Here is an 18,826-nt window from a genome sequence, read left to right on the forward strand (position 1 = left end):
TATATCAATATAATTTTCCCGAAAATCAGGCCAAAGTAGCAAACAATATACAGCGCAAAAAGTACAAACATCTGCCGGGCCGGGATAATCCGCGCGCGTGAGGCGATAACCGCCCCGGCCCGCTTTGCAGATCGCCGCCAATCGTATATAATTTTAGCAGCGCGGCCTTCGCGTCGCCGGCGCAAATCCTCGACCAACGGAGTATAACGACATGGGCTCTCTATACGCAGACCAGCTGAGCAAATCGTTCGGCATCGACACCATCTTCGACAACATCGGCTTCGAAATACAAAGCGGCGAAAAAGTCGGCCTCATCGGCGCCAACGGCGCCGGCAAAACCACCCTCATGCGCTGCCTCCTCGGCCTGGAGCCCCTCGACAAGGGCCAGGTCCGCCTCAGCCCCGGCGCCACAATCGGCTATGTCCGGCAGCAGACCGTCGCCAGCCGCGAAACCGTCTACGCCTACCTCGAAGACGCCTACGCCGACGTCCTCGAATGCCAGCGGCGCTTCCAGGACGTGGAGCGGCGGATGGCGGCCGAAAAAGACGAAAACGAACTCGCCCGCCTCATGAAAGCCTACGCCGCCGACATCGAATACTTCGAGCGCGCCGGCGGCTACCACTACGCCAGCGACATCCGCCGCGTCGCCTTCGGCCTCGGCTTCGCCGACGAAGACATGGCCCGCCCGGTCGCCACCCTCTCCGGCGGCCAGCAGACCCGCCTCAACCTCGCCAAAGCCCTGTGCCGCAAACCCGACTTCCTCTTTCTCGACGAACCCACCAACCACCTCGACATCGCCATGGTCGAATGGCTCGAGGAATTCCTCCAGGGCTACGCCGGCAGCGTCTTCATCATCTCCCACGACCGCTACTTCCTCGACAACACCGTCAGCCGCATCTTCGACCTCCAGAGCGAGCGGCTCGTCGCCTACAGCGGCAACTACAGCCGCTACCTCGAACAAAAAGCCATGAACGACGCCGCCCTCCTCAGCGCCTACGAAAAACAGCAGCGCCAGATCGCCAAAACCGAGGAATACATCCGCCGCTACAAAGCAGGCATAAAATCCAAGCAGGCCCGCGGCCGCCAGTCGCAGCTCAGCCGCCTGGAGCGCATCGAACTCATGCGCCAGGACAAAGTGCTCGCCTTCGACCTGCCCGCCCCGGCCGAATGCGCCGACCGCGTCGCCGAACTCATCGACGTCACCGCCGGCTACGGCGACAGGACAGTCTTCGCGCGTCAGTCGCTGCTCGTCAGAAGGGGAGAGGCCGTCGCCCTCGTCGGCCCCAACGGCGCCGGCAAAACCACCCTCCTCAAACTGCTCACCGGCGAACTCGACCCCCGCGAAGGCCGGGTCAAGAAAGGCAGCCGCGTCCACATCGGCTACTTCGCCCAGCAGCACGAAACTTTAAGCGGCCACAGCACCCTCCTCGACGAAATCGTCCACGGCTTCGGCATGGGGGAGGAGAGGGCCCGCGGTCTGCTCGGCCACTTCCTCTTCTGCGGCGACGACGTCTTCAAACAGGTCGGCGACCTCAGCGGCGGCGAAAAAGCCCGCCTCGCCCTCCTCAAGCTCATGCTCTCCGGAGCCAACGTCCTCCTCCTCGACGAACCCACCAACCACCTCGACATCGCCGCCAAAGAAGCCGTCGAAACCGCCCTCGCCGTCTTCCCCGGCACAATTGTCGCCGTCTCCCACGACCGCTACTTCCTCGACCGGGTCGCCGACCGCGTCGTCGAGCTCGACGACGGCCGCCTCACCGAATACCTCGGCAACTACAGCTTCTACCGCCAACAGAAACTGCTCGCCGCCCGCCAGGCCGCCGGCGAAAAACAGCGTGCGGCCGCCACCAAACCCGCCGCCTCCTCGCCTGCGCCGAAAAAGCGTCCCTCCGACGCCGCCAAAGCGGCCCGCAGGCTCGAAGAAGAAATCGCCGGCCTCGAAGTCGAGCTCGCCGCCTGCGAAGCAGCGCTCAACGACCCCGCCACCCATGGCGACCCCGCAACCTCCCGCCGGGCCGCCGAACGCTACGCCGCCTGCAAGGAAGCCCTCGACGCCAAATACGGCGAATGGCTCGTACTAACCGAACAACCGTAATGAGATTGGTCCAAAACGGCCGGCGGCCATCGCCCCGGCCGTTTTTCATCCCCTCATCTCCGCTTCGGCAGGAAAAGAATACGAAACACAGAAAATGGTATTAATAGCGATTATGCGCCACATAAAAGGAGAACCGCCATGCACAAGACAATCGCCGCCCTCGCCGCCAAGCACCACCCCGCCGTCGTCGCCCTGCGCCGTCACTTCCGGGCCCACCCCGAGCTGGGCGGCCAGGAATTCGCCACCCAGGCGAAAATCATCGAGACCCTCGCCGCTCTCGGCCTCGCGCCCGTCCCGATCGCCGGCACCGGCGTCATCGCCGACATAAAAGGCGCGACCGGCGGCAAAACCGTCGCCCTCCGCGCCGACATCGACGCCCTGCCGCTTAAAGACGAATGCGGCCAGCCGTACGCCTCCGCCGTCGCCGGCGTCGCCCACGCCTGCGGCCACGACGGCCACACCGCCGCCCTCCTCGGGGCGGCCATGGTCCTCGCCGCCCTCAGGGACGAATTCAGCGGCGCCGTCCGCCTGCTCTTCCAGCCCAGCGAGGAAGTGCTGCCCGGCGGCTCGCTCGCCATGATCGCGGGCGGAGCGCTTGACGGTGTCGACCACATCCTCGGCGCCCACCTGTGGCCGACCGCGCCCCTGGGCAAAATGCTCACCGCCCGCGGCCGGATGATGGCCTCGGCCGACGCCTTCCGCATCGCCATCCACGGCAAGGGCGGCCACGGCTCGATGCCCCACCGCGCCGTCAGCCCCATCCTCGTCGGCGCCGAAATCGTCGCCGCCCTAAGCGCCATCGTCGGCAGCGCCATCGACCCGGCGGAAACCGTCGTCCTTTCCGTCGGCTCCTTCCAGAGCGGCGAAGCGGAAAACATCATCCCCGACAAAGCCGCGATCAAAGGCACGCTCCGATGCTTCGACGGGCAGCTGCGGTACGACGTTCTGGGCCGCATCGAAAATATCTGCCGGTGCAGCGGCGAAGCCCACGGCGCCGCCGTCACGGTCGAAAAAGTCATCGGCTACCCGCCCCTCGTCAACGACCCTGCCGTCGCCGGGCAGGTCCTGGCGGCCGGCGGCGAAGTCCTCGGCGCGAACGGGGTGGAGGAGACGCCCCCCGTGCTGGCCAGCGAAGACTTTTCCCACTACCTCGCAAAAGTGCCGGGCGCGTTCATGTTCATCGGCGCCGCCCCGGCCGGTCGGGACGTCTATCCCCTTCACCACCCCAAATTCGACTTCGACGAAAAAGCCCTCGCCTACATGACCGAAATAATGGCCGGGGCCGCCCTCAGACTGCTCCGCCCGTAAACTGCACACGCCCGGAAGGGAGCTGGAATCATGCGCTACGCCAGATTGAAAAACGAATGGCTGTTGCGAGGCTGGGCGGACGAGCCCCATGCCCTGCTTAATTCCAAGAACGGTGACTGCCGCCACCTGTCGGCGCAGATGTTTCTCCTCGCCCAGGCCTGCGACGGGCGGACCGACCTCGACGCTGCCGGCGGCTTCATAGAGAGGGAAGTTTTCCTGGACAAGCTGATCGCGGCCGGCATGGCCGAAGAATGCGGCCAGGGGGAGGAAATACTGCCTCATCAGAAATTCCGCAAAGCGGACAATCCTTATCTGCGCACCGTCCACTGGCTGATAACCGGGTTGTGCAACCTCAAATGCCGGCATTGCTATTTGGAATCCCCCGCCGGAACCTATGGCGAACTCCCCTTGCCTGACATGCTCCGCATCATCGGCAAACTGGCCGAAGCCAACGTCCACCAAGTGCATCTGACGGGCGGCGAGCCCTTACTGCGCCCGGACCTGCCGGACATCCTGGCCGCATTGGCCGACAGGCAGATTACCGTAACCCATCTTTCCACCAACGGCGTGCTCGTCACCGACAAAGCGCTGCAAGGCATAAAAAAACTGGGCTTCCTGCCCAATGTGCAGATCAGCTTTGACGGCTGCGGCGCTCACGACGCCATGCGCGGCGTCCCTGGCGCCGAACGGGCCGCCGTACGGGCCATCCGGCGCCTGCGGCAGCACGGTTTCGCCGTCGCCGTCGCCACCGTCGTCGACCTGACCAACGCCGGATCGCTGCCGGAAACCTACGCCTTGATGACCCAGCTGGACATTCAGGCCTGGCGGGTCGGCCTGCCGGAAAGAATCGGCAACTGGCGGGACAGTGCGACGAACATCGGCTGGGAAGAAGTATCGGCAGCCTACGCGGCGGTCGCGGAGCGCTGGTCGGCCGACGGACGGCCTTTCGAACTGAAAATCGGCGGGTACGACTGCACCGGGGAACGCGAGGATTTCGCAGCCTACGAGCCGGAGAGCTACGACTGCATGTCCTGCCGGCTGACGCCGACGCTGCTGCCGGACGGTACGATGATACCCTGTCCGGGGTACATTGACATTATCGACAAAAAAAAGATGCCGAACATTCTGCGCCAATCATTCGCGGCGGCATTGTCGTCACCGGCTCTGCGGGCGATCACCGATATCAAGAAAAAGGATGTTCTTGCCCATAACGGCGAATGCGCCGCCTGCGCCGAATTCGCCCGCTGCGGCGGCGGCTGCCGCGCCAGCGCGGCCACGGCGACCGGCGATCTCATGGCCGTCAATCCGCAATTATGCCGGCAGTACAAAGCCGGCAAATAAAAACAAGACTGGCGCCGCTTCAAACGGCGCCAGTTCAGACTGCCGATAAAGGCCCATCTGCGGCGTTGCTCCTCAGAGCGCTTGCTTGCGTACGTCCAATGTACGCGGCGCGGCGCGCTCGCACCCTTCCGGGTATAAGCGACCACATCAACGCTAAAGCGTTGTGTGTCTACTTATCCGGTGCGCCTTGCATCTGGACCTTTCTCACCAGTCTGACTCTGCAAATAAACAAGACTGGCGCCGCTTCAAACGGCGCCAGTTGGCGTAACCTCACCGCAGCCCGCGGTTTACCAATTGGCGAACCACCAGCCGGAATGGCAGCAACGGATCGAATTGGCCCCGCCGGTCACCTTATCGAGGTCACCTTCCGCCAGATCGCCGCAGGCTGCTTTGAATTCCTCCTTAGTGAAACTAAACCCTGCGGCCTTGGCTGCTTCCGCCAGCTTGTCGAACTCTTTGTGCAGGAGAACCTCTTGGGCGAACTTTTCGTCGGTTTTCATTTTCGCCAGAAACGCTTTGGCTGATTCCGCGCTCATTTTTCTCCCTCCAATGACAATTAATTACAAAATAACCTATGTTTTTATCTTAATATTACCCAAGAGCAAAGTCAATGGGCAAAAATGAAAATAATATTAACCATGCGCAAAACACGGCAAACAGACCCTGTGCCCGAAACACAAAAGGCCCCGACCTCTGCATAAACGCAGAGGTCGGGGCCTTTTCACGGCAAAAAAATGCTTTTACAGCGCGCTGCCCAAGAACGCTCTCGTCCGTTCCAGCCGGGGGCGGCCGAAGACCTCCTCCGGCGTGCCCTCCTCGACGATCTCGCCCTCGTCCATAAAGATCACCCGGTGGGCCACCTCGCGGGCGAACGCCATCTCGTGGGTCACGACCACCATCGTCATATGCTCCTCCGCCAACTGGCGCATCGCCTTCAGCACCTCGCCGGTCAGCTCCGGGTCGAGGGCCGACGTCGGCTCGTCGAACAGCATGATATCAGGCTTCATCGCCAGAGCGCGGGCGATCGCCACCCGCTGCTTCTGGCCGCCCGACAGGCGGGAAGGGTAAGTGTCGCGCTTGTCCCACAGCCCCACCTTGCGGAGCAGCGCCTCCGCCTCGGGGAGGATAGCGGCCCGCGCCAGGCCCTTCACCGTCAGCGGCGCCTCCAGCAGGTTATCCAGCACCGTCAGATGCGGGAAAAGGTTGAAATGCTGGAACACCATCCCCATCTTGCGGCAGATGCGCCGCGCCTCTGCGTCGGCCGCATAGCGGCTGCGGCCGTCCGGCTCCTCGGTCGCCAGCGTCTCGCCCTCCACCGCGATGCTCCCGCGGTCGATCGCCTCCAGCCGGCACAGGCAGCGCAGCAGCGTGCTCTTCCCCGACCCCGACGGGCCGATGATAGCCACCACCTCGCCCCTCGCCACCGCCAGCGACACGCCCCTGAGCACCGCCAGCGCCCCGAAGCTCTTATGGATGCCGGTCATCTCGATCATATGCCCATCGTTACTCGTCATACACTGCATACCGCTTTTCCATTTTTTCGAACATCCAGGTCAGCGCGAACGTCATCGCCAGGTAGAAAACCGCCGCCACCGCGAACGGCGTCAGGTCGAAATCCCGCTGCACGATCGAGCGCGTCACCCGCAGCAGATCGTTCATCGCCAGCACATAAATAAGCGACGTATCCTTCACCAGCGTTATCGTCTCGTTGCTCACCGGCGGCAGCACCCTTTTGATCACCTGCGGCAGGATCACGCGCCGCATCGTCTGGGGGTACGTCATCCCCAGCACCTTCGCGCCCTCGTACTGCCCGCGCTCGATCGACTGGATGCCCGCCCGGAAAATCTCCGCGAAATACGCGGCGTAATTCAGCACGAAAGCGCAGGCCGCCGCCGGGAACTCGGGCAGCGTCACCCCGATATACGGGATAAACGGCAGGCCGTAGTACACGAACAGCAGCTGCAGCATCAGCGGCGTGCCGCGCATCAGCCAGATATACACGCCCACAGCGCCGGACAGCGCCGCAAAGCGCGAGATGCGCGCCATCGCCAGCCCCAGCCCTAGCGGCAGCGACAGCACGATCGTGACGAAAAACATCTGCAGCGTCACCGCCGTGCCGTCTACCATCGGCCCGATGAGGGAAAGGATATAATCCATGCCTTGCTCCTCACAAAGATGAGACTGCCGGCCGGCAATCTCATCCGTTTTTCGTCTATCAGAAAGTATAAACTTTCTGATAGACATAAGTGCAACTATGGCTCCGCCTGCGCCGGAGGCGTGGCGAAGCCAAGTTTTCTAATTGCATTTTGGTTACTTAACGATATTGGCCCCGAACCACTGCTGGGAGATCTTGGCCGAAGTGCCGTCCTTCTTCATATCGTCGAGAGCCTTCTGCAGCTTCGCCTGCAGGTCCTTGTCGTCCTTGCGCAGCCCCACGCCGTATTCCTCCGAGCCGAAGTTCTCGCTCAGCACGGCGTAATCGCCCGCCTTCTTGGCGATGTAGTAGCGGCCGACGATCTCGTCAACCACCAGGGCGTCGATGCGGCCCGCCTTAAGATCCATCAGCGCCGCCACATTGTCGGGATACTTCTTCAGCTCCTTGAAGGACTTGGCCACCGCCGCCTCCTTCTCCACCGCCTCGATGCTGCTGCTGCCGTCCTGCACGCCGACCACCTTGCCGGCCAGGCTGGCCTTCGTCTTCAGCGGCGAATTCGCGGCCACCACGATAATCTGCTTGTTCTCCATATAAGCGTTCGAGAACAGGATATTCTCCTTGCGCTTCTCGGTGATCGTCAGACCGTTCCACAGCATATCGATCCGTTTGCCGTTAAGCTCGGCCTCCTTGCTGTTCCAGTCGATCGGCTTGAACTCGACCTCCATGCCCAGCCGTTTGGCGGCTTCCTTGGCCATATCGACGTCGAAGCCCACGATATTGTTCTTGTCGTCGCGGAACCCCATCGGCGGGAAATGGTCGTCAAGGCCGACCACGATCTTCTTCTTCGCAGGCGCGCCGCAGCCGGCGAGCAGCGTTATCATCAGTACGGCGACGATTGCCAGGGCTATCCATTTTTTCATCTTTCATCACTCCTGTATGTATTGCTTCCTTGCCTATTTTACTTTACCGTAATAAAGCAATGAACCGCTGAAAAGAACGAATATCACGATTGTTCATTCTGCGTGGACCGCATGCTAACGCAATCGCCGCCAATCGCAGTATTTCGTTTTTTATTTTTCGCGTGCCGCCGCGGCGTTCGGCGAACCCGGCGGCCACATTTACCATACTCTCCGCAGCATCAGCGAAGCCGTCAGATTATCGCTTTTCCTGCCTATTTCGTCGGTTATCTGCCCATCGATGGTCACATTCTTCGATAATTTTCCCTGGATATTAAGACCGACCACCAAATACTCGCGATCTTGCTCGCTGCCGCTTATCTTAATTTTATCCGTCGGCGTGAGAGTGTAGGCGACAGTCATCTCGGGATTGCTGCCGCTCAGCACCCTTTTGTACCCGACGTTTATCGCATAATGCGCCTGCGGAAACTTGCGGGCGACTTTAATGCCGAATTCCCCGGTACTATAAGTATTGGTCAGCTTATCGGCTATCTGGTTGTAGCTGTCGCCTGCACCCGTCTCCGAATATCCGTCCTGGATATATCGGGTTATATGGATATCGACATACGGGCTTACCTGCCAAAGCTGCTCTTTATCATGGTGCAGGTTATAGCTCGCGCCGAGGCCGAAAGACAGGGTTTTGCTGCGATAATTGCTGTCGGCCTGCAGCCCCAGTTGCCGGATAAAGCGGGTCGCATGGTTGTTCTGGCGACCATAATCGATGTAAGTATGCAAATCCAAGGCGCCTTTGTCCGAACCGCCGTACAATCCCAGATAGTGGCCTTGATTCTTTGTATTGGCCATAGTTGACGACACCTGATTCCGGCCATAACCGAAGAGAATACCTGTGCGCCAATTATCGCCGGTCTTCCTGTCCACTCCCATCACAATACCGTAGCCTTGGTTATTGATCGCAGGCAAGTCCTGCTGGGCGTCGATCGAGCCCCAGTTTTTGCTTGCCTTCATCCACCAACTGCCCACGGCATCCAACTCCAGCGGGATAATGGCGTTATAGATATAATTGCCGGGCGCAAAACCGGCGAGCTGAAAAGAGACTTGCTGACCGGCCGGTTGCTTCAAATAATCCATCCTGGCGGCTATGGCGTTGCCGATAGTCGGATCGCTCTGGATGAAGGCCGCCTGGTTTAGCTGCGCCCCGCCGTAGATTTCCGTTAAGGCCTGAGTGGCCTGGTCGTCTTTCAGGTTGAGCAGCGGATACATGGCCTGCCGCTCCGGCGATCCGACCGGCAGCCTATTATAAATGGCCATCATTTTCTGATAGGTTTCCGACTGTCTGGTCGTAGGGTCGCTAAGATTATTTTCCTGCCGGTACTGCAGTGTGGCCGTTGTTCCGTCGTGGCTGCCCACGGCGGTCAGAAATCCCGTTACAGGCATATCTAAAAAGTTTCCGGTGATGCCCTGGCCGGCGGTCAGTATCCCGACATACCGCTCATCCGGCTTGTAGGCATCGGTGTAGGGGATTAAGAGGGAGTTTCCGATATTGGCGGTACCCGTTACCGCGATCTTGCCGAAATTATTCGGGCTATCTATCATAACGGAAATGAATCTATTGCTGACGAGATTGCCGTTCACTCTTAGTGTGCCGGGCGTGTTGCCGCCGCCGGCCCTGACATTGTAGCGGTTATACAAATTGCCGCCAATTGTGCCTGTGCCGGCAATCGTCCCTGCTTCTACGCTCCAGGCGTCACCAGCTACCGAGCCGTTGATCTCCAGGACGCCGCCGGCCGCGACCGTGCTGCCCTGATACGTGTTTGCTCCTGAAAGCGTCAGAGTGCCAAGGCCCGACTTGATCAATCCTACAGGCAGGTCTTTTAGGCCGTTCGCGGTCACCTTAGCGTTGTATTCCGAAATATACGTCCTGCCTTGCGCAAGGCTGTACGCATCGCCGCCTTGCGTATTGTAATAATTATAGATTTCCCGCAAATCCTGGTAAGGGCTGCCCGTTTCGAGCAAACCGGCCCGCCTTTCCCCGATATTGTTGCTCCAGGTGCTGTCGTAGCCGCCCGTATTCACCGCGTAAAGGGCCTGTGTCCTTCCGTAATCGCTATTTAGGCTGCTCCTGGCCAACCTTCTGGCATCCAATAGCCCGGGCCCTTTAACGGCCGCCCCGGCATCCAGCAGACCTTGGCCAAAGACAAGTTCCTGCGGGACGTTGTAAAAAACGGACCGGGTCGCCAGTAAAAAACTGTTCAGCGTATCATAACCATAATTCAGCAGAGCAGTCCGGTTGGCATTATAATAATTGGTCAGATCGGTTTGTACCGTGTTGGGGGAAGTCCGGAAATAGTGGAGGTTCACTTTGAATGTATAATTATTTTCGGTTATCTCGTCCATCTGGACCGTAACCGTGTAGTCTGGCAAGGTAAAATTACTGTTGGCCGTCGACAACACAGTATCGACAATCTGCTTGCCGCTCATATACGGAAAAGCCTGCTGCACCAAGCCTGCCACCCCGCTGACATGCGGCGCGGCCATCGACGTACCCGAATCGGGTTTATACAAATTATTTGCGGACAAGCCGGAAATGGACGAATAGATATTCGACCCCGGCGCGGCGATACTGTTCTCTTCCACATACTTCGTAAGATCGCTGAATTCGCTGACAAAGGCCGTGCCTGCGGTGTTGGTCGCCATATTGAAATTGGCCGCGTTAACCGAAATGACGTTAATAAAGTTGCTTGCCGTTTGGGGCCGCAGATAAGCAAGCGTGCTTTCCCCGCCCGGAGTGGGATGACCGTTGTTTCCGGCGGCAAAGACAAGAACCTTATCGCGGTTTGTGGCATTTTGCAGCACATCGAGCGACAGCTGAAAATCCGTATCCCGGAAAGCCGCCTTCCCGGCCACATCATAATACGTCGACGCACCCCAGCTGTTATTGATTATTTTTATATTATTATTGGCGATAAAAGCATTATAGGCTGTACGTAAATTATCGTACTGATTCGCGGAAAGCACGTCGCCGGAAAGCAGATTCGCCTCGAAAGCTACGCCGTGCATTCCCAGGTTATTCTTGGCCGCCGCCATAATGCCGCCCACATGGGTACCGTGAGCATTCGCCGCCCAGTCGTAATTCTGCGGAACCGTAATTGTTCCCGAATTGGCCTTGCTTGCGAACTCGATATGCGTCATCTGCGCGAAGTTATCCGCTATGCCCAGAGTGATGCCTCTGCCGGTATAACCGAGCGCATACGCTTCGGAAGCGTAGATCAGGCGTAAGCCTTGATTGGCCTTGTATTCCGGTGTTTCGAAATCTTCCGCATTAGCGCCATAGGCTGTACTGCTAACGAACGCCAGCAGAAGCAAGCCCAGAGGGATTCCCAATAGTCGATGCCGCTTTGTTATCATTCTTCACATGCCTTTGCCGCAAACTTAGAAAATTGCTGCCTGCCTATCAACTTGCCATCGAACCCCGGTTATAATGGTTTCGGTATTCTTTACAATTATAACTGATAGCAATAAAATAGCGAAAACATTATTTGTATTTTTTGGCTATTTTTTGGAATTTCGCCGGCAAAAAAAGGCCGTGTTTTCACACAGCCCCTTTTGGCGTTATCGCGATAGCGATCCTGTGGGAAAGGCATTGGCGGTCAAGGCCAAGCCCCCATAACACAACTTATGCCGAAAGCTTCTTATCGATATACTCGGCTACATCGCCCAGAGTCTTCATCTTGTACGCATCCGCGTCGAAGATTTTCAGATTGAAGGCATCCTCGGCCAGCACCAGCAGCTCGGTGCGGTCGATAGAATCGAGATCGAGATCGGAAACCAGGTTAGCTGTCGCTGTCAGAGCCTCCGGAGCGACCTTGTCCTTTTTGAATTTGAGGATAATCTGGCCTAACTTTTCCAATGTTGTCATGATGCTTTTCCTCCTTTAAATAATGATCATTAAATAAATTATCATTAAATAAATTATCATTCCGCCTTTTGACCACCGGCTTGTCCTTCTCCCGCATCAGTGCCATTTCAGCACACAGGAGGCCCAGGCCAGACCCGCGCCGAAGCCGACGAGGACCACGCGGTCGCCGCGCCGTATCCGGCCGGCGGCGGCAGCTTCACTGAGGGCGATCGGGACGGAGGCTGACGAAGTATTGCCATAACGATCGATATTGACGGCCGTTTTTTCAAGCGGCAAATCCACTCGCCTGGCCGCCGCCTCGATAATTCGGAGGTTGGCCTGATGCGGCACCATAAGGTCGATATCGCCCGGCCCCAATCCGGCCGCGGCCAGCGAACGTTTTACCGAGTCGCCCAGCACCCGCATAGCGAACATGGTCACGCTGGCGCCATCCATCTTCGTATAATGAAGCCTTTGGGCGATCGTTTCCGCCGACGTCGGCAGCCTGCTGCCCCCGGCCGGGACTTTGATTGTATCGAAGCCCGAACCGTCTGCGCCGAGATCGGTGCCCAAAAGGCCGTAGCCCGCCGGCGCTTCCCCCAGCACCGCCGCGCCGGCGCCATCCCCGAACAGGATTGCCGTATCGGGGTCCTGCGGGTCGGTTATCCTCGACAGCACCTCGCTGCCGACTACAAGCACCTTCCGGTATAGCCCCGCCCTGATCAGATTGCAGCCCACCACCAGGCCATAGATAAAACCGGAACAGGCCGCCGCCAAATCGAAGGCCGCCGCCCGCCGCGCCCCGAGCCGCTCTTGGACCGCCGCGGCGGTCGAGGGGCCGTAGCAGTCAGGCGAGCAAGTAGCGACAATTATCAGATCTATTTCATCCGGCTCGGCCTTGGCGTTTGCCAGGGCCAGCCTGGCGGCCACGGCGGCCAAGTCCGAGGCAGCTTCCTCGGGAGCGGCGACATGGCGCTCGTTGATGCCGGAAAGCCGCAAAATAGTCTCGGCCGGCAACCCCAAGGTTTTTTCCAGATCGGCGTTTGTTAGCGTTTTTTCCGGGGCGTAGTGGCCCAAGCCGATAATACCGGCACTCTTCATTTCGCGGCACCTCGTTTCCCGTCTTTTCAGCTGTTGGCATTCGGTATCCGACTCTTTGGTATAATTGGCTATACCTGTCTTGGCGAAATTCAATGCAATTTTACCATTTTACATGCTTTCCTGCCAGGAAAAATTACAATATTGGCGCAATATAAGGCGTAGCGACCTTGCGCCTCATGCCCCCTTTGCGGTGCCGCGAAACTCCGGCCTAAGCAGACACACGTCGCTTTAGCGACGCTGTGGCCGCTTAGGCCGGCAAGGCGAAACGCGCTACGGCGCGCGGTCTCGCACCGCTTACGTCCAGGCTGGGGAGGGCTTTGCTATTTTCTTTTTAAATACATTCAACAATTTGCAGGAAAAATATTGACATTTTGAGACGACCGGTCTATTATATAAATATGAAGACTAATACACGCGAAAAACTTATAAAAATAGGGGCCAGAGCTATGCTGGCGAAAAGCTATAATGCTGTCGGCATACAGGAAATTTTGGCTGAGGCCGATGTTCCCAAAGGCTCCTTCTATCATTACTTTGATTCAAAAGAAGCCTTCGGCGTAGCCATCATCGAATACTACGGCGAACAACTGGCAAACTCTATCAAAGGCAAGTTGTCTAAAGAGGACGTATCACCCAGACAAAGAATGCTGGATTATTTCTTGTCTATTCGTTCCTACTATGAGCAGAACGGATGCGGTCAAGGCTGTCTGGTTGCCAAATTGGCCACAGAGATAGCGGAGGCAAGCCCTCGCGTGAGGGTAGGCTTGAAAACGGAATTTGACAGATGGTCTAAGTTGTTTGCCGAGTGCATTGCTGAGGCGCAAGCGGAAGGAGAAATTCTAACTGATCATGATCCCGGAGCGTTGGCCGAATTTATCTATACGTCGTGGGAAGGCGCCCTTATCAGAATGCAGGTGAACCACAACCTTAATTCCCTTGACAATTTCCTGAAGTATATATTTGAGCGGGTTATTCCCCCGATTAAATAGCAGAGACGAATGGCGGACATTTACTGGTTCGCCATTCAAAAACAGCAATAGTAGTTGACTGGTCTATTCTTGCTGGATTAGTAACGCAACGCTCGAAGGGAGGTGACAATGATGAGTGTGAACTTTAATAATACTGCCTACTTCAAGGCTTGGTTTAGAATCGAAGTATCAAGTAACGATGCCGACGGGATTATGCGCATTTTTTACTCCTATGCCTGTTAGTTAACCAACGGGAAATACGATGATTCTGTTCTGACTGCCCGCGGGAACCAGGAAACCGCCGCCTGACGACGAACATAATAAGGAAAAACTCTCGGGAGGAATACAGACATGATCATCGTTATGGCCGCCCAGACGGTCAAAGAAGGCAAAAAGGCCGAAGTTCTCGCGCTCGCCCAGCCCCTGATGGCCGCCACCAGGCAGGAGGAGGGCTGCGTCAGCTACACGCTGTTCGACGACCCCGGCAACCCCCAGCGGATGGTGTTCGTCGAGGAATGGACAAGCAAAGAGGCCCTCAAGCGCCACATCGCCACCCCGCACATCGCCGAATGGCGGGCCAAGGTCAAAGACCTCCTCGCCGCGCCCACCGCCATCAAGCTCTACGAAGGCGAAGAAACACCCCTGTAACTCAAAGCCCGCAGCACCGGCCCGGTCCGTCGTCCCCGACGGCCCGGGCCATTTTTTTCCCCGTTGCCCGGCCGCGCGCCGCCGTGGTATCATAATCGTTGCATCTATTAACGCAGCACTAATCGCAAGCTATTCGCAGAAAGGAAAGCGGCATGAAAACAAGAGACACATTTTCCTCCGGCCTCGCCGTCTTCTTCGCCACCCTCGGCTCGGCCGTCGGCCTCGGCAACATCTGGAAATTCCCCTACCTCACCGGCCAGTACGGCGGCGGCGCCTTCCTGCTCGTATACCTCGCCTGCATCGTCTTCATCGGCCTGCCCGTCATGCTCGGCGAATTCTACATCGGCCGCCGCACCCGGCGCAACGCCGTCGGCGCCCTCGCCAAACTCGCCCCCGGCGCCCCCTGGAAACACATCGGCACAATGGGCGTCGGCGCGGCCTTCCTCATCATGTTCTTCTACAGCTCGGTCGCCGGCTGGGTGTACTTCTACCTCTTCAAAGCTATACGCGGCGACTTCGCCGTCGTCACCCTCGAAGGCGCCAAAGCCCAGTTTGGCGCCCTCGTCGTCAGCCCCGTCACGCCCGTCGTCTGGCAGGCCGTCGTCCTCGCCGTCGTCGCCGGCATCCTCATCATGGGCGTGAAAAAAGGCATTGAGCGTATCACCAAAACGCTCATGCCGCTGCTCTTCGTCCTCATCGTCGCCTGCGACCTCCGCGCCCTCACCCTGCCCGGCGCGGCCGACGGCGTCAGCTTCCTGTTCGCCGCCGACTTCGGCAAACTCTCCGCCGCCGCCGTCCTCACCGCCATGGGGCTGGCGTTCTTCAAACTGTCGCTCGGCATGGGCACCATGATAACCTACGGCAGCTACTTCACCGCCGACAACAACCTCTTCGGCACCGGCGCCAAGGTCGCCCTGTCCGACACCCTCGTCTCCCTGCTCGCCGGCCTCGCCATCTTCCCGACCGTCTTCTCCTTCGGCCTCGAGCCGGGGGCCGGCCCCGGCCTGCTGTTCATGACCATCCCGCTCGTCTTCTCCCAGATGCCCTTCGGCACGATCCTCCTCGTCGCCTTCTTCTTCCTCGCGGCCATCGCCGCCACCACCGCCATGCTCTCCCTCGTCGAAGTGCCGGTCGCCTACCTCGCCGAAGAGAAAGGCCTGCCGCGCTCCCGTGCCGTCCTGCTCACCAGCGCCGTCATCTTCGCCGTCGGCATCCTCGCCACCCTGTCGGTCGACAAAGGCAGCCTGCTCGGCGGCTACACCCTCATGGGCCGCGGCTTCTTCGACTGGTTCGACTACCTCTCCTCCAACATCCTGCTCCCCCTCGGCGGCCTGCTCATCGCCCTCTTCGTCGGCCGCTTCGCCGACAAAGCCGACGTCGCCCGCGAACTCGCCACCGGCGCCCCGCCGGCCGTCGCCCGTCTGCTGCCCGTCTACTTCTTCATCCTCCGCTACGTCACCCCAGCCCTCCTCGCCGTCATCTTCCTCAGCTCCGTCGGCGTCATCAAGCTCTAACCCAGGCGCGGGGCAGCGGCTCCGCGCCTCCTCTTTCCCCGGCCGGCCAAATCATGTATCATAAAGACAAACATACTACTTCCTCCGGGAGGCGCTTACCTTGGACAACGGCACCATCCTCCGCGCCATGACAATCGACGACTATCCGCAGGTATACGCCCTGTGGGCCGCCACCGCCGGCCTCAGCCTCAACGCCGCCGACTCGCGCGACAACATCGGCAGAGTCCTCGCCCGCAACCAAGGCTTCAGCTTTGTCGCCGAGCAGGCAGGGGGGGAACTCGTCGGCGCCCTTCTCTGCGGCCACGACGGCCGCCGCGGCTGCCTCTACCACCTCGCCGTAGCCTCCGCCTGCCGGCGGGCCGGCCTCGGCCGCGCCCTCGTCGCCGCCAGCTTCGCCATGCTCAAACAGGCCGGCATCGAGCGCTGCCACCTGTTCGTCAACCCCGACAACCCCGACGGAGCGGCGTTCTGGCAGGGACTGGGCTTCATCAGGCAAGACGAGGTGGATTTTTATGCCAAGTACACCTAGAAAGCCTTATCGCCAAAAACACCTTGTATAAAAATACCGTAGAATCTATAATAAGGACAGACTGACAACGGAGGGGTACATATGAAAAACCTGGTTAAGAAAATTGCGGCTGTCGTGGCCGTCGGCGTCCTGGCGCTGGCCGTGGCCGGCTGCGGCGGCGGCGAAAAGAAAGACCCGGCGGCCGACGCCATCAAGAAGAAAGGCAAACTGGTCGTCGGCACCGCCACCGGTTACTATCCGTTCGAAATGGCCGACAAAAACGGCCAGCTCGTCGGCTTCGATATCGATGTCGCCAAAGCGCTCGGCAAAGAACTCGGCGTGGAAATCGAATTCCAGAATTACGCCTTCAGCGGCCTCATCCCGGCCCTCCAGGCCAACAAAGTCGACCTCGTCATCGCCGGCATGACCATCACCGACAAACGCAAAGAAGTCGTCGACTTCTCCGAAACCTACTTCAAATCCGGGCAGGCCATGCTTGTCAGCAAAAAGTACCCCAATGTCAAGAAATGGGAAGACCTCGATAAAAAAGGCAACGTGATCGCCGTCTCGATGGGCACCACCGCCGACCAGACGGCCTCCAAAATGTTCAAAAACGCCGAAGTCAAGAAATTCGAAGGCTCGGCCCTCGCCGGCCTCGAAGTCCTGAACGGCAAGGCGGTCGCCGTCATCCACGAAGTTCCCTGGGTAGCCATCTACAACAAGATGAACAGCGAAACCACCTACGCCGTCCTTGAGCCCTTCACCACCGAGGAACTCGGCATCGCCGTCCCCAAAGGCAACGCCGCCCTGCTCGCCGAAGTCAACAAATTCGTCAAAAAATACAAGGCCGGCGAAGACTACAAGAAAGCCTACACCTACTGGTTCGTCGACATGAAATGGTGGGACTCGGTACCGCAGAAGAAATAGGCTTTAGCTAGGAGAATAAGACCGTGTATCAACTGCATTTCGGCGTCCTCGCCGAATACATGCCGTCCATTTTGGACGGCTTACTTGTCACCATCAAAATATCGGCGCTGTCGATCGTCTTCGGCACCGTCATGGGGATAGCCGGGGCGCTCTGCCGCATCTCCCGCTCCTTTGCCATACAGACCATCGGCAACATCTACGTCGAGTGGATACGCAACACGCCGCTCCTCATCCAGATCCTCTTCATCTACTTCGGCCTCGGCGTCTTCTTCAGCCTGTCGCCCGTCACGGCGTCCGTCTTCGCCCTGGCCTTCTTCTCCGGCGCCTACATCACCGAAATAATCCGCGCCGGCATCCAGTCCATCCACCGCGGCCAGCGCGAGGCCGCCCTGTCCATCGGCATGACCGAGTGGCAGGCCATGCGGCTTATCATCCTGCCGCAGGCCGTCAAGCGGATACTGCCGCCTCTGGCCGGCCAGTTCATCACCCTCGTCAAGGACTCCTCCCTCGTATCCGTCATCGCCGTGGCCGACCTCACCTATGTCGCCAAAAATATCGTCACAACCACCTTCCGGGCGTTTGAAGTCTGGCTGGCGATCGCCGCCTTCTACTTCATCCTCTCCTTCGGCCTGTCGCTCGCGGTGAGAAAACTGGAAAAGAGGCTGGCGGAAAGTGATTGAGCTCAAAAGGGTATCGAAAAACTTCGGACCGCTGGCCGTCCTCAAAAACGTCTCGCTGACCGTCGCCGCCGGCGAAGTCGTCGTCGTCATCGGCCCCAGCGGCTCGGGCAAAAGCACGCTCCTCAGGACGATCAACGGCCTGGAAACGATCAGGGAAGGGGAGATAACCGTCGACGGCATCTCCGTCCACTCCGGCCCCCAAAACCTCCACAAAGCACGCCAGCTCACCGGCATGGTCTTCCAGCAGTTCAACCTCTTCAACCACAAAAACGTCCTCGACAACATCACCATGGGGCCCATCCACGTCCAGGGCAAGACGCGCTCCGAAGCCGAGGACATCGCGCTCAAGCTGCTGAGCAGGGTCGGCCTCCCGGAAAAGGCCCGCACCTACCCCTCGCGCCTGTCGGGCGGGCAGCAGCAGCGCGTGGCCATCGCCCGGGCTTTAGCGATGCGGCCCAAAGTCATGCTCTTCGACGAGCCCACCTCCGCCCTCGACCCCGAAATGATCGCCGAAGTGCTCGACGTCATGAAAGGGCTGGTCAAGGACGGCATGACAATGATTGTCGTCACCCACGAAATGGGCTTCGCCCGCGAGGTCGCCGACCGCGTCATCTTCATGGACGAAGGGGCGATCGTCGAGCAGTCCCCCCCGGCCGAATTCTTCGCCGCTCCCAAGAACGAACGCACCAAACTGTTCCTCAGCAAAGTGCTGAATCACTGAAAAAATCCCGGCCCTCTCCAGGGCCGGGATTTTCGCTTCGCCGGGTTCTTG

The 18,826-nt window shown here is 59.1% G+C and carries 17 protein-coding genes; 10 read left to right on the forward strand and 7 right to left on the reverse strand.

The genetic code is table 11. The features are described 5' to 3' along the window. Positions 1-211 precede the first annotated feature (211 nt). From RIN56_06095 to RIN56_06105, 3 genes are all read left to right on the forward strand, one after another. Positions 212-2,095: an ABC-F family ATP-binding cassette domain-containing protein gene (locus RIN56_06095; protein ID MDR7866373.1), complete on the forward strand. Its 1,884-nt coding sequence runs from the start codon at positions 212-214 to the stop codon at positions 2,093-2,095. 138 nt (positions 2,096-2,233) lie between these two features. Further along, positions 2,234-3,403, forward strand: coding sequence for an amidohydrolase (locus RIN56_06100; GenBank protein ID MDR7866374.1), 1,170 nt, complete (start codon positions 2,234-2,236; stop codon positions 3,401-3,403). 30 nt (positions 3,404-3,433) lie between these two features. Then, entirely contained in the window at positions 3,434-4,744 is a 1,311-nt protein-coding gene (locus RIN56_06105) for a radical SAM protein (GenBank protein MDR7866375.1), read from the forward strand. A 287-nt stretch (positions 4,745-5,031) separates the two neighbouring features. Here the strand turns inward: RIN56_06105 and RIN56_06110 are convergent, their stop codons facing one another. The 7 genes from RIN56_06110 to RIN56_06140 all read right to left on the reverse strand — a co-directional run bounded on the left by RIN56_06110 (position 5,032) and on the right by RIN56_06140 (position 12,812). Next, complete coding sequence (locus RIN56_06110) at positions 5,032-5,280, reverse strand: Nif11-like leader peptide family RiPP precursor (protein MDR7866376.1); 249 nt, start codon at positions 5,278-5,280, stop codon at positions 5,032-5,034. Positions 5,281-5,484: 204 nt separating this feature from the next. Continuing rightward, positions 5,485-6,267, reverse strand: coding sequence for an amino acid ABC transporter ATP-binding protein (locus tag RIN56_06115; GenBank protein MDR7866377.1), 783 nt, complete (start codon positions 6,265-6,267; stop codon positions 5,485-5,487). Then, positions 6,248-6,901 (reverse strand): amino acid ABC transporter permease, encoded by a 654-nt coding sequence (locus tag RIN56_06120; GenBank protein ID MDR7866378.1) that lies wholly within the window; start codon positions 6,899-6,901, stop codon positions 6,248-6,250. Before RIN56_06120 ends, RIN56_06115 begins: the two co-directional genes overlap by 20 nt. Before the next feature lie 153 nt (positions 6,902-7,054). Next, positions 7,055-7,819, reverse strand: coding sequence for an amino acid ABC transporter substrate-binding protein (locus RIN56_06125; protein ID MDR7866379.1), 765 nt, complete (start codon positions 7,817-7,819; stop codon positions 7,055-7,057). Between the two features lie 198 nt (positions 7,820-8,017). Beyond that, positions 8,018-11,221, reverse strand: coding sequence for a S8 family serine peptidase (locus tag RIN56_06130; protein ID MDR7866380.1), 3,204 nt, complete (start codon positions 11,219-11,221; stop codon positions 8,018-8,020). A gap of 268 nt (positions 11,222-11,489) precedes the next feature. Beyond that, positions 11,490-11,732: an acyl carrier protein gene (locus tag RIN56_06135; protein ID MDR7866381.1), complete on the reverse strand. Its 243-nt coding sequence runs from the start codon at positions 11,730-11,732 to the stop codon at positions 11,490-11,492. A gap of 96 nt (positions 11,733-11,828) precedes the next feature. Beyond that, positions 11,829-12,812 (reverse strand): beta-ketoacyl-ACP synthase III, encoded by a 984-nt coding sequence (locus RIN56_06140; GenBank protein MDR7866382.1) that lies wholly within the window; start codon positions 12,810-12,812, stop codon positions 11,829-11,831. Between the two features lie 446 nt (positions 12,813-13,258). Here RIN56_06140 and RIN56_06145 point away from each other — a divergent pair, with 446 nt between their 5' ends. From RIN56_06145 to RIN56_06175, 7 genes are all read left to right on the forward strand, one after another. Then, on the forward strand, positions 13,259-13,798 hold the full coding sequence (locus tag RIN56_06145) for a TetR family transcriptional regulator C-terminal domain-containing protein (GenBank protein MDR7866383.1): 540 nt from the start codon (positions 13,259-13,261) through the stop codon (positions 13,796-13,798). 330 nt (positions 13,799-14,128) lie between these two features. Then, positions 14,129-14,425, forward strand: a complete 297-nt coding sequence (locus tag RIN56_06150) for a putative quinol monooxygenase (GenBank protein ID MDR7866384.1) — start codon at positions 14,129-14,131, stop codon at positions 14,423-14,425. Between the two features lie 152 nt (positions 14,426-14,577). Then, complete coding sequence (locus RIN56_06155; protein MDR7866385.1) at positions 14,578-15,939, forward strand: sodium-dependent transporter; 1,362 nt, start codon at positions 14,578-14,580, stop codon at positions 15,937-15,939. Between the two features lie 100 nt (positions 15,940-16,039). Continuing rightward, complete coding sequence (locus RIN56_06160) at positions 16,040-16,468, forward strand: GNAT family N-acetyltransferase (GenBank protein ID MDR7866386.1); 429 nt, start codon at positions 16,040-16,042, stop codon at positions 16,466-16,468. A gap of 81 nt (positions 16,469-16,549) precedes the next feature. Continuing rightward, complete coding sequence (locus tag RIN56_06165; protein MDR7866387.1) at positions 16,550-17,374, forward strand: transporter substrate-binding domain-containing protein; 825 nt, start codon at positions 16,550-16,552, stop codon at positions 17,372-17,374. Between the two features lie 23 nt (positions 17,375-17,397). Next, positions 17,398-18,054 carry an amino acid ABC transporter permease gene (locus RIN56_06170; protein MDR7866388.1) on the forward strand — a complete coding sequence of 219 codons (657 nt, stop codon included), beginning with the start codon at positions 17,398-17,400 and terminating at the stop codon, positions 18,052-18,054. Further along, positions 18,047-18,775, forward strand: coding sequence for an amino acid ABC transporter ATP-binding protein (locus RIN56_06175; GenBank protein ID MDR7866389.1), 729 nt, complete (start codon positions 18,047-18,049; stop codon positions 18,773-18,775). The genes RIN56_06170 and RIN56_06175 overlap by 8 nt, the downstream gene beginning before the upstream one ends. Positions 18,776-18,826: the final 51 nt, after the last annotated feature.

Source organism: Sporomusaceae bacterium (assembly GCA_031460455.1).
In the GTDB taxonomy this organism is placed as follows: domain Bacteria; phylum Bacillota; class Negativicutes; order Sporomusales; family UBA7701; genus Anaeroselena.

Bases quoted from the DNA above. Each gene is read 5' to 3' on its own strand.
- RIN56_06095 (MDR7866373.1), top strand. From the start codon at position 212: ATGGGCTCTCTATACGCAGACCAGCTGAGCAAATCGTTCGGCATCGAC.
- RIN56_06100 (MDR7866374.1), top strand. From the start codon at position 2,234: ATGCACAAGACAATCGCCGCCCTCGCCGCCAAGCACCACCCCGCCGTC.
- RIN56_06105 (MDR7866375.1), top strand. From the start codon at position 3,434: ATGCGCTACGCCAGATTGAAAAACGAATGGCTGTTGCGAGGCTGGGCG.
- RIN56_06110 (MDR7866376.1), bottom strand. From the start codon at position 5,280: ATGAGCGCGGAATCAGCCAAAGCGTTTCTGGCGAAAATGAAAACCGAC.
- RIN56_06115 (MDR7866377.1), bottom strand. From the start codon at position 6,267: ATGCAGTGTATGACGAGTAACGATGGGCATATGATCGAGATGACCGGC.
- RIN56_06120 (MDR7866378.1), bottom strand. From the start codon at position 6,901: ATGGATTATATCCTTTCCCTCATCGGGCCGATGGTAGACGGCACGGCG.
- RIN56_06125 (MDR7866379.1), bottom strand. From the start codon at position 7,819: ATGAAAAAATGGATAGCCCTGGCAATCGTCGCCGTACTGATGATAACG.
- RIN56_06130 (MDR7866380.1), bottom strand. From the start codon at position 11,221: ATGATAACAAAGCGGCATCGACTATTGGGAATCCCTCTGGGCTTGCTT.
- RIN56_06135 (MDR7866381.1), bottom strand. From the start codon at position 11,732: ATGACAACATTGGAAAAGTTAGGCCAGATTATCCTCAAATTCAAAAAG.
- RIN56_06140 (MDR7866382.1), bottom strand. From the start codon at position 12,812: ATGAAGAGTGCCGGTATTATCGGCTTGGGCCACTACGCCCCGGAAAAA.
- RIN56_06145 (MDR7866383.1), top strand. From the start codon at position 13,259: ATGCTGGCGAAAAGCTATAATGCTGTCGGCATACAGGAAATTTTGGCT.
- RIN56_06150 (MDR7866384.1), top strand. From the start codon at position 14,129: ATGATCATCGTTATGGCCGCCCAGACGGTCAAAGAAGGCAAAAAGGCC.
- RIN56_06155 (MDR7866385.1), top strand. From the start codon at position 14,578: ATGAAAACAAGAGACACATTTTCCTCCGGCCTCGCCGTCTTCTTCGCC.
- RIN56_06165 (MDR7866387.1), top strand. From the start codon at position 16,550: ATGAAAAACCTGGTTAAGAAAATTGCGGCTGTCGTGGCCGTCGGCGTC.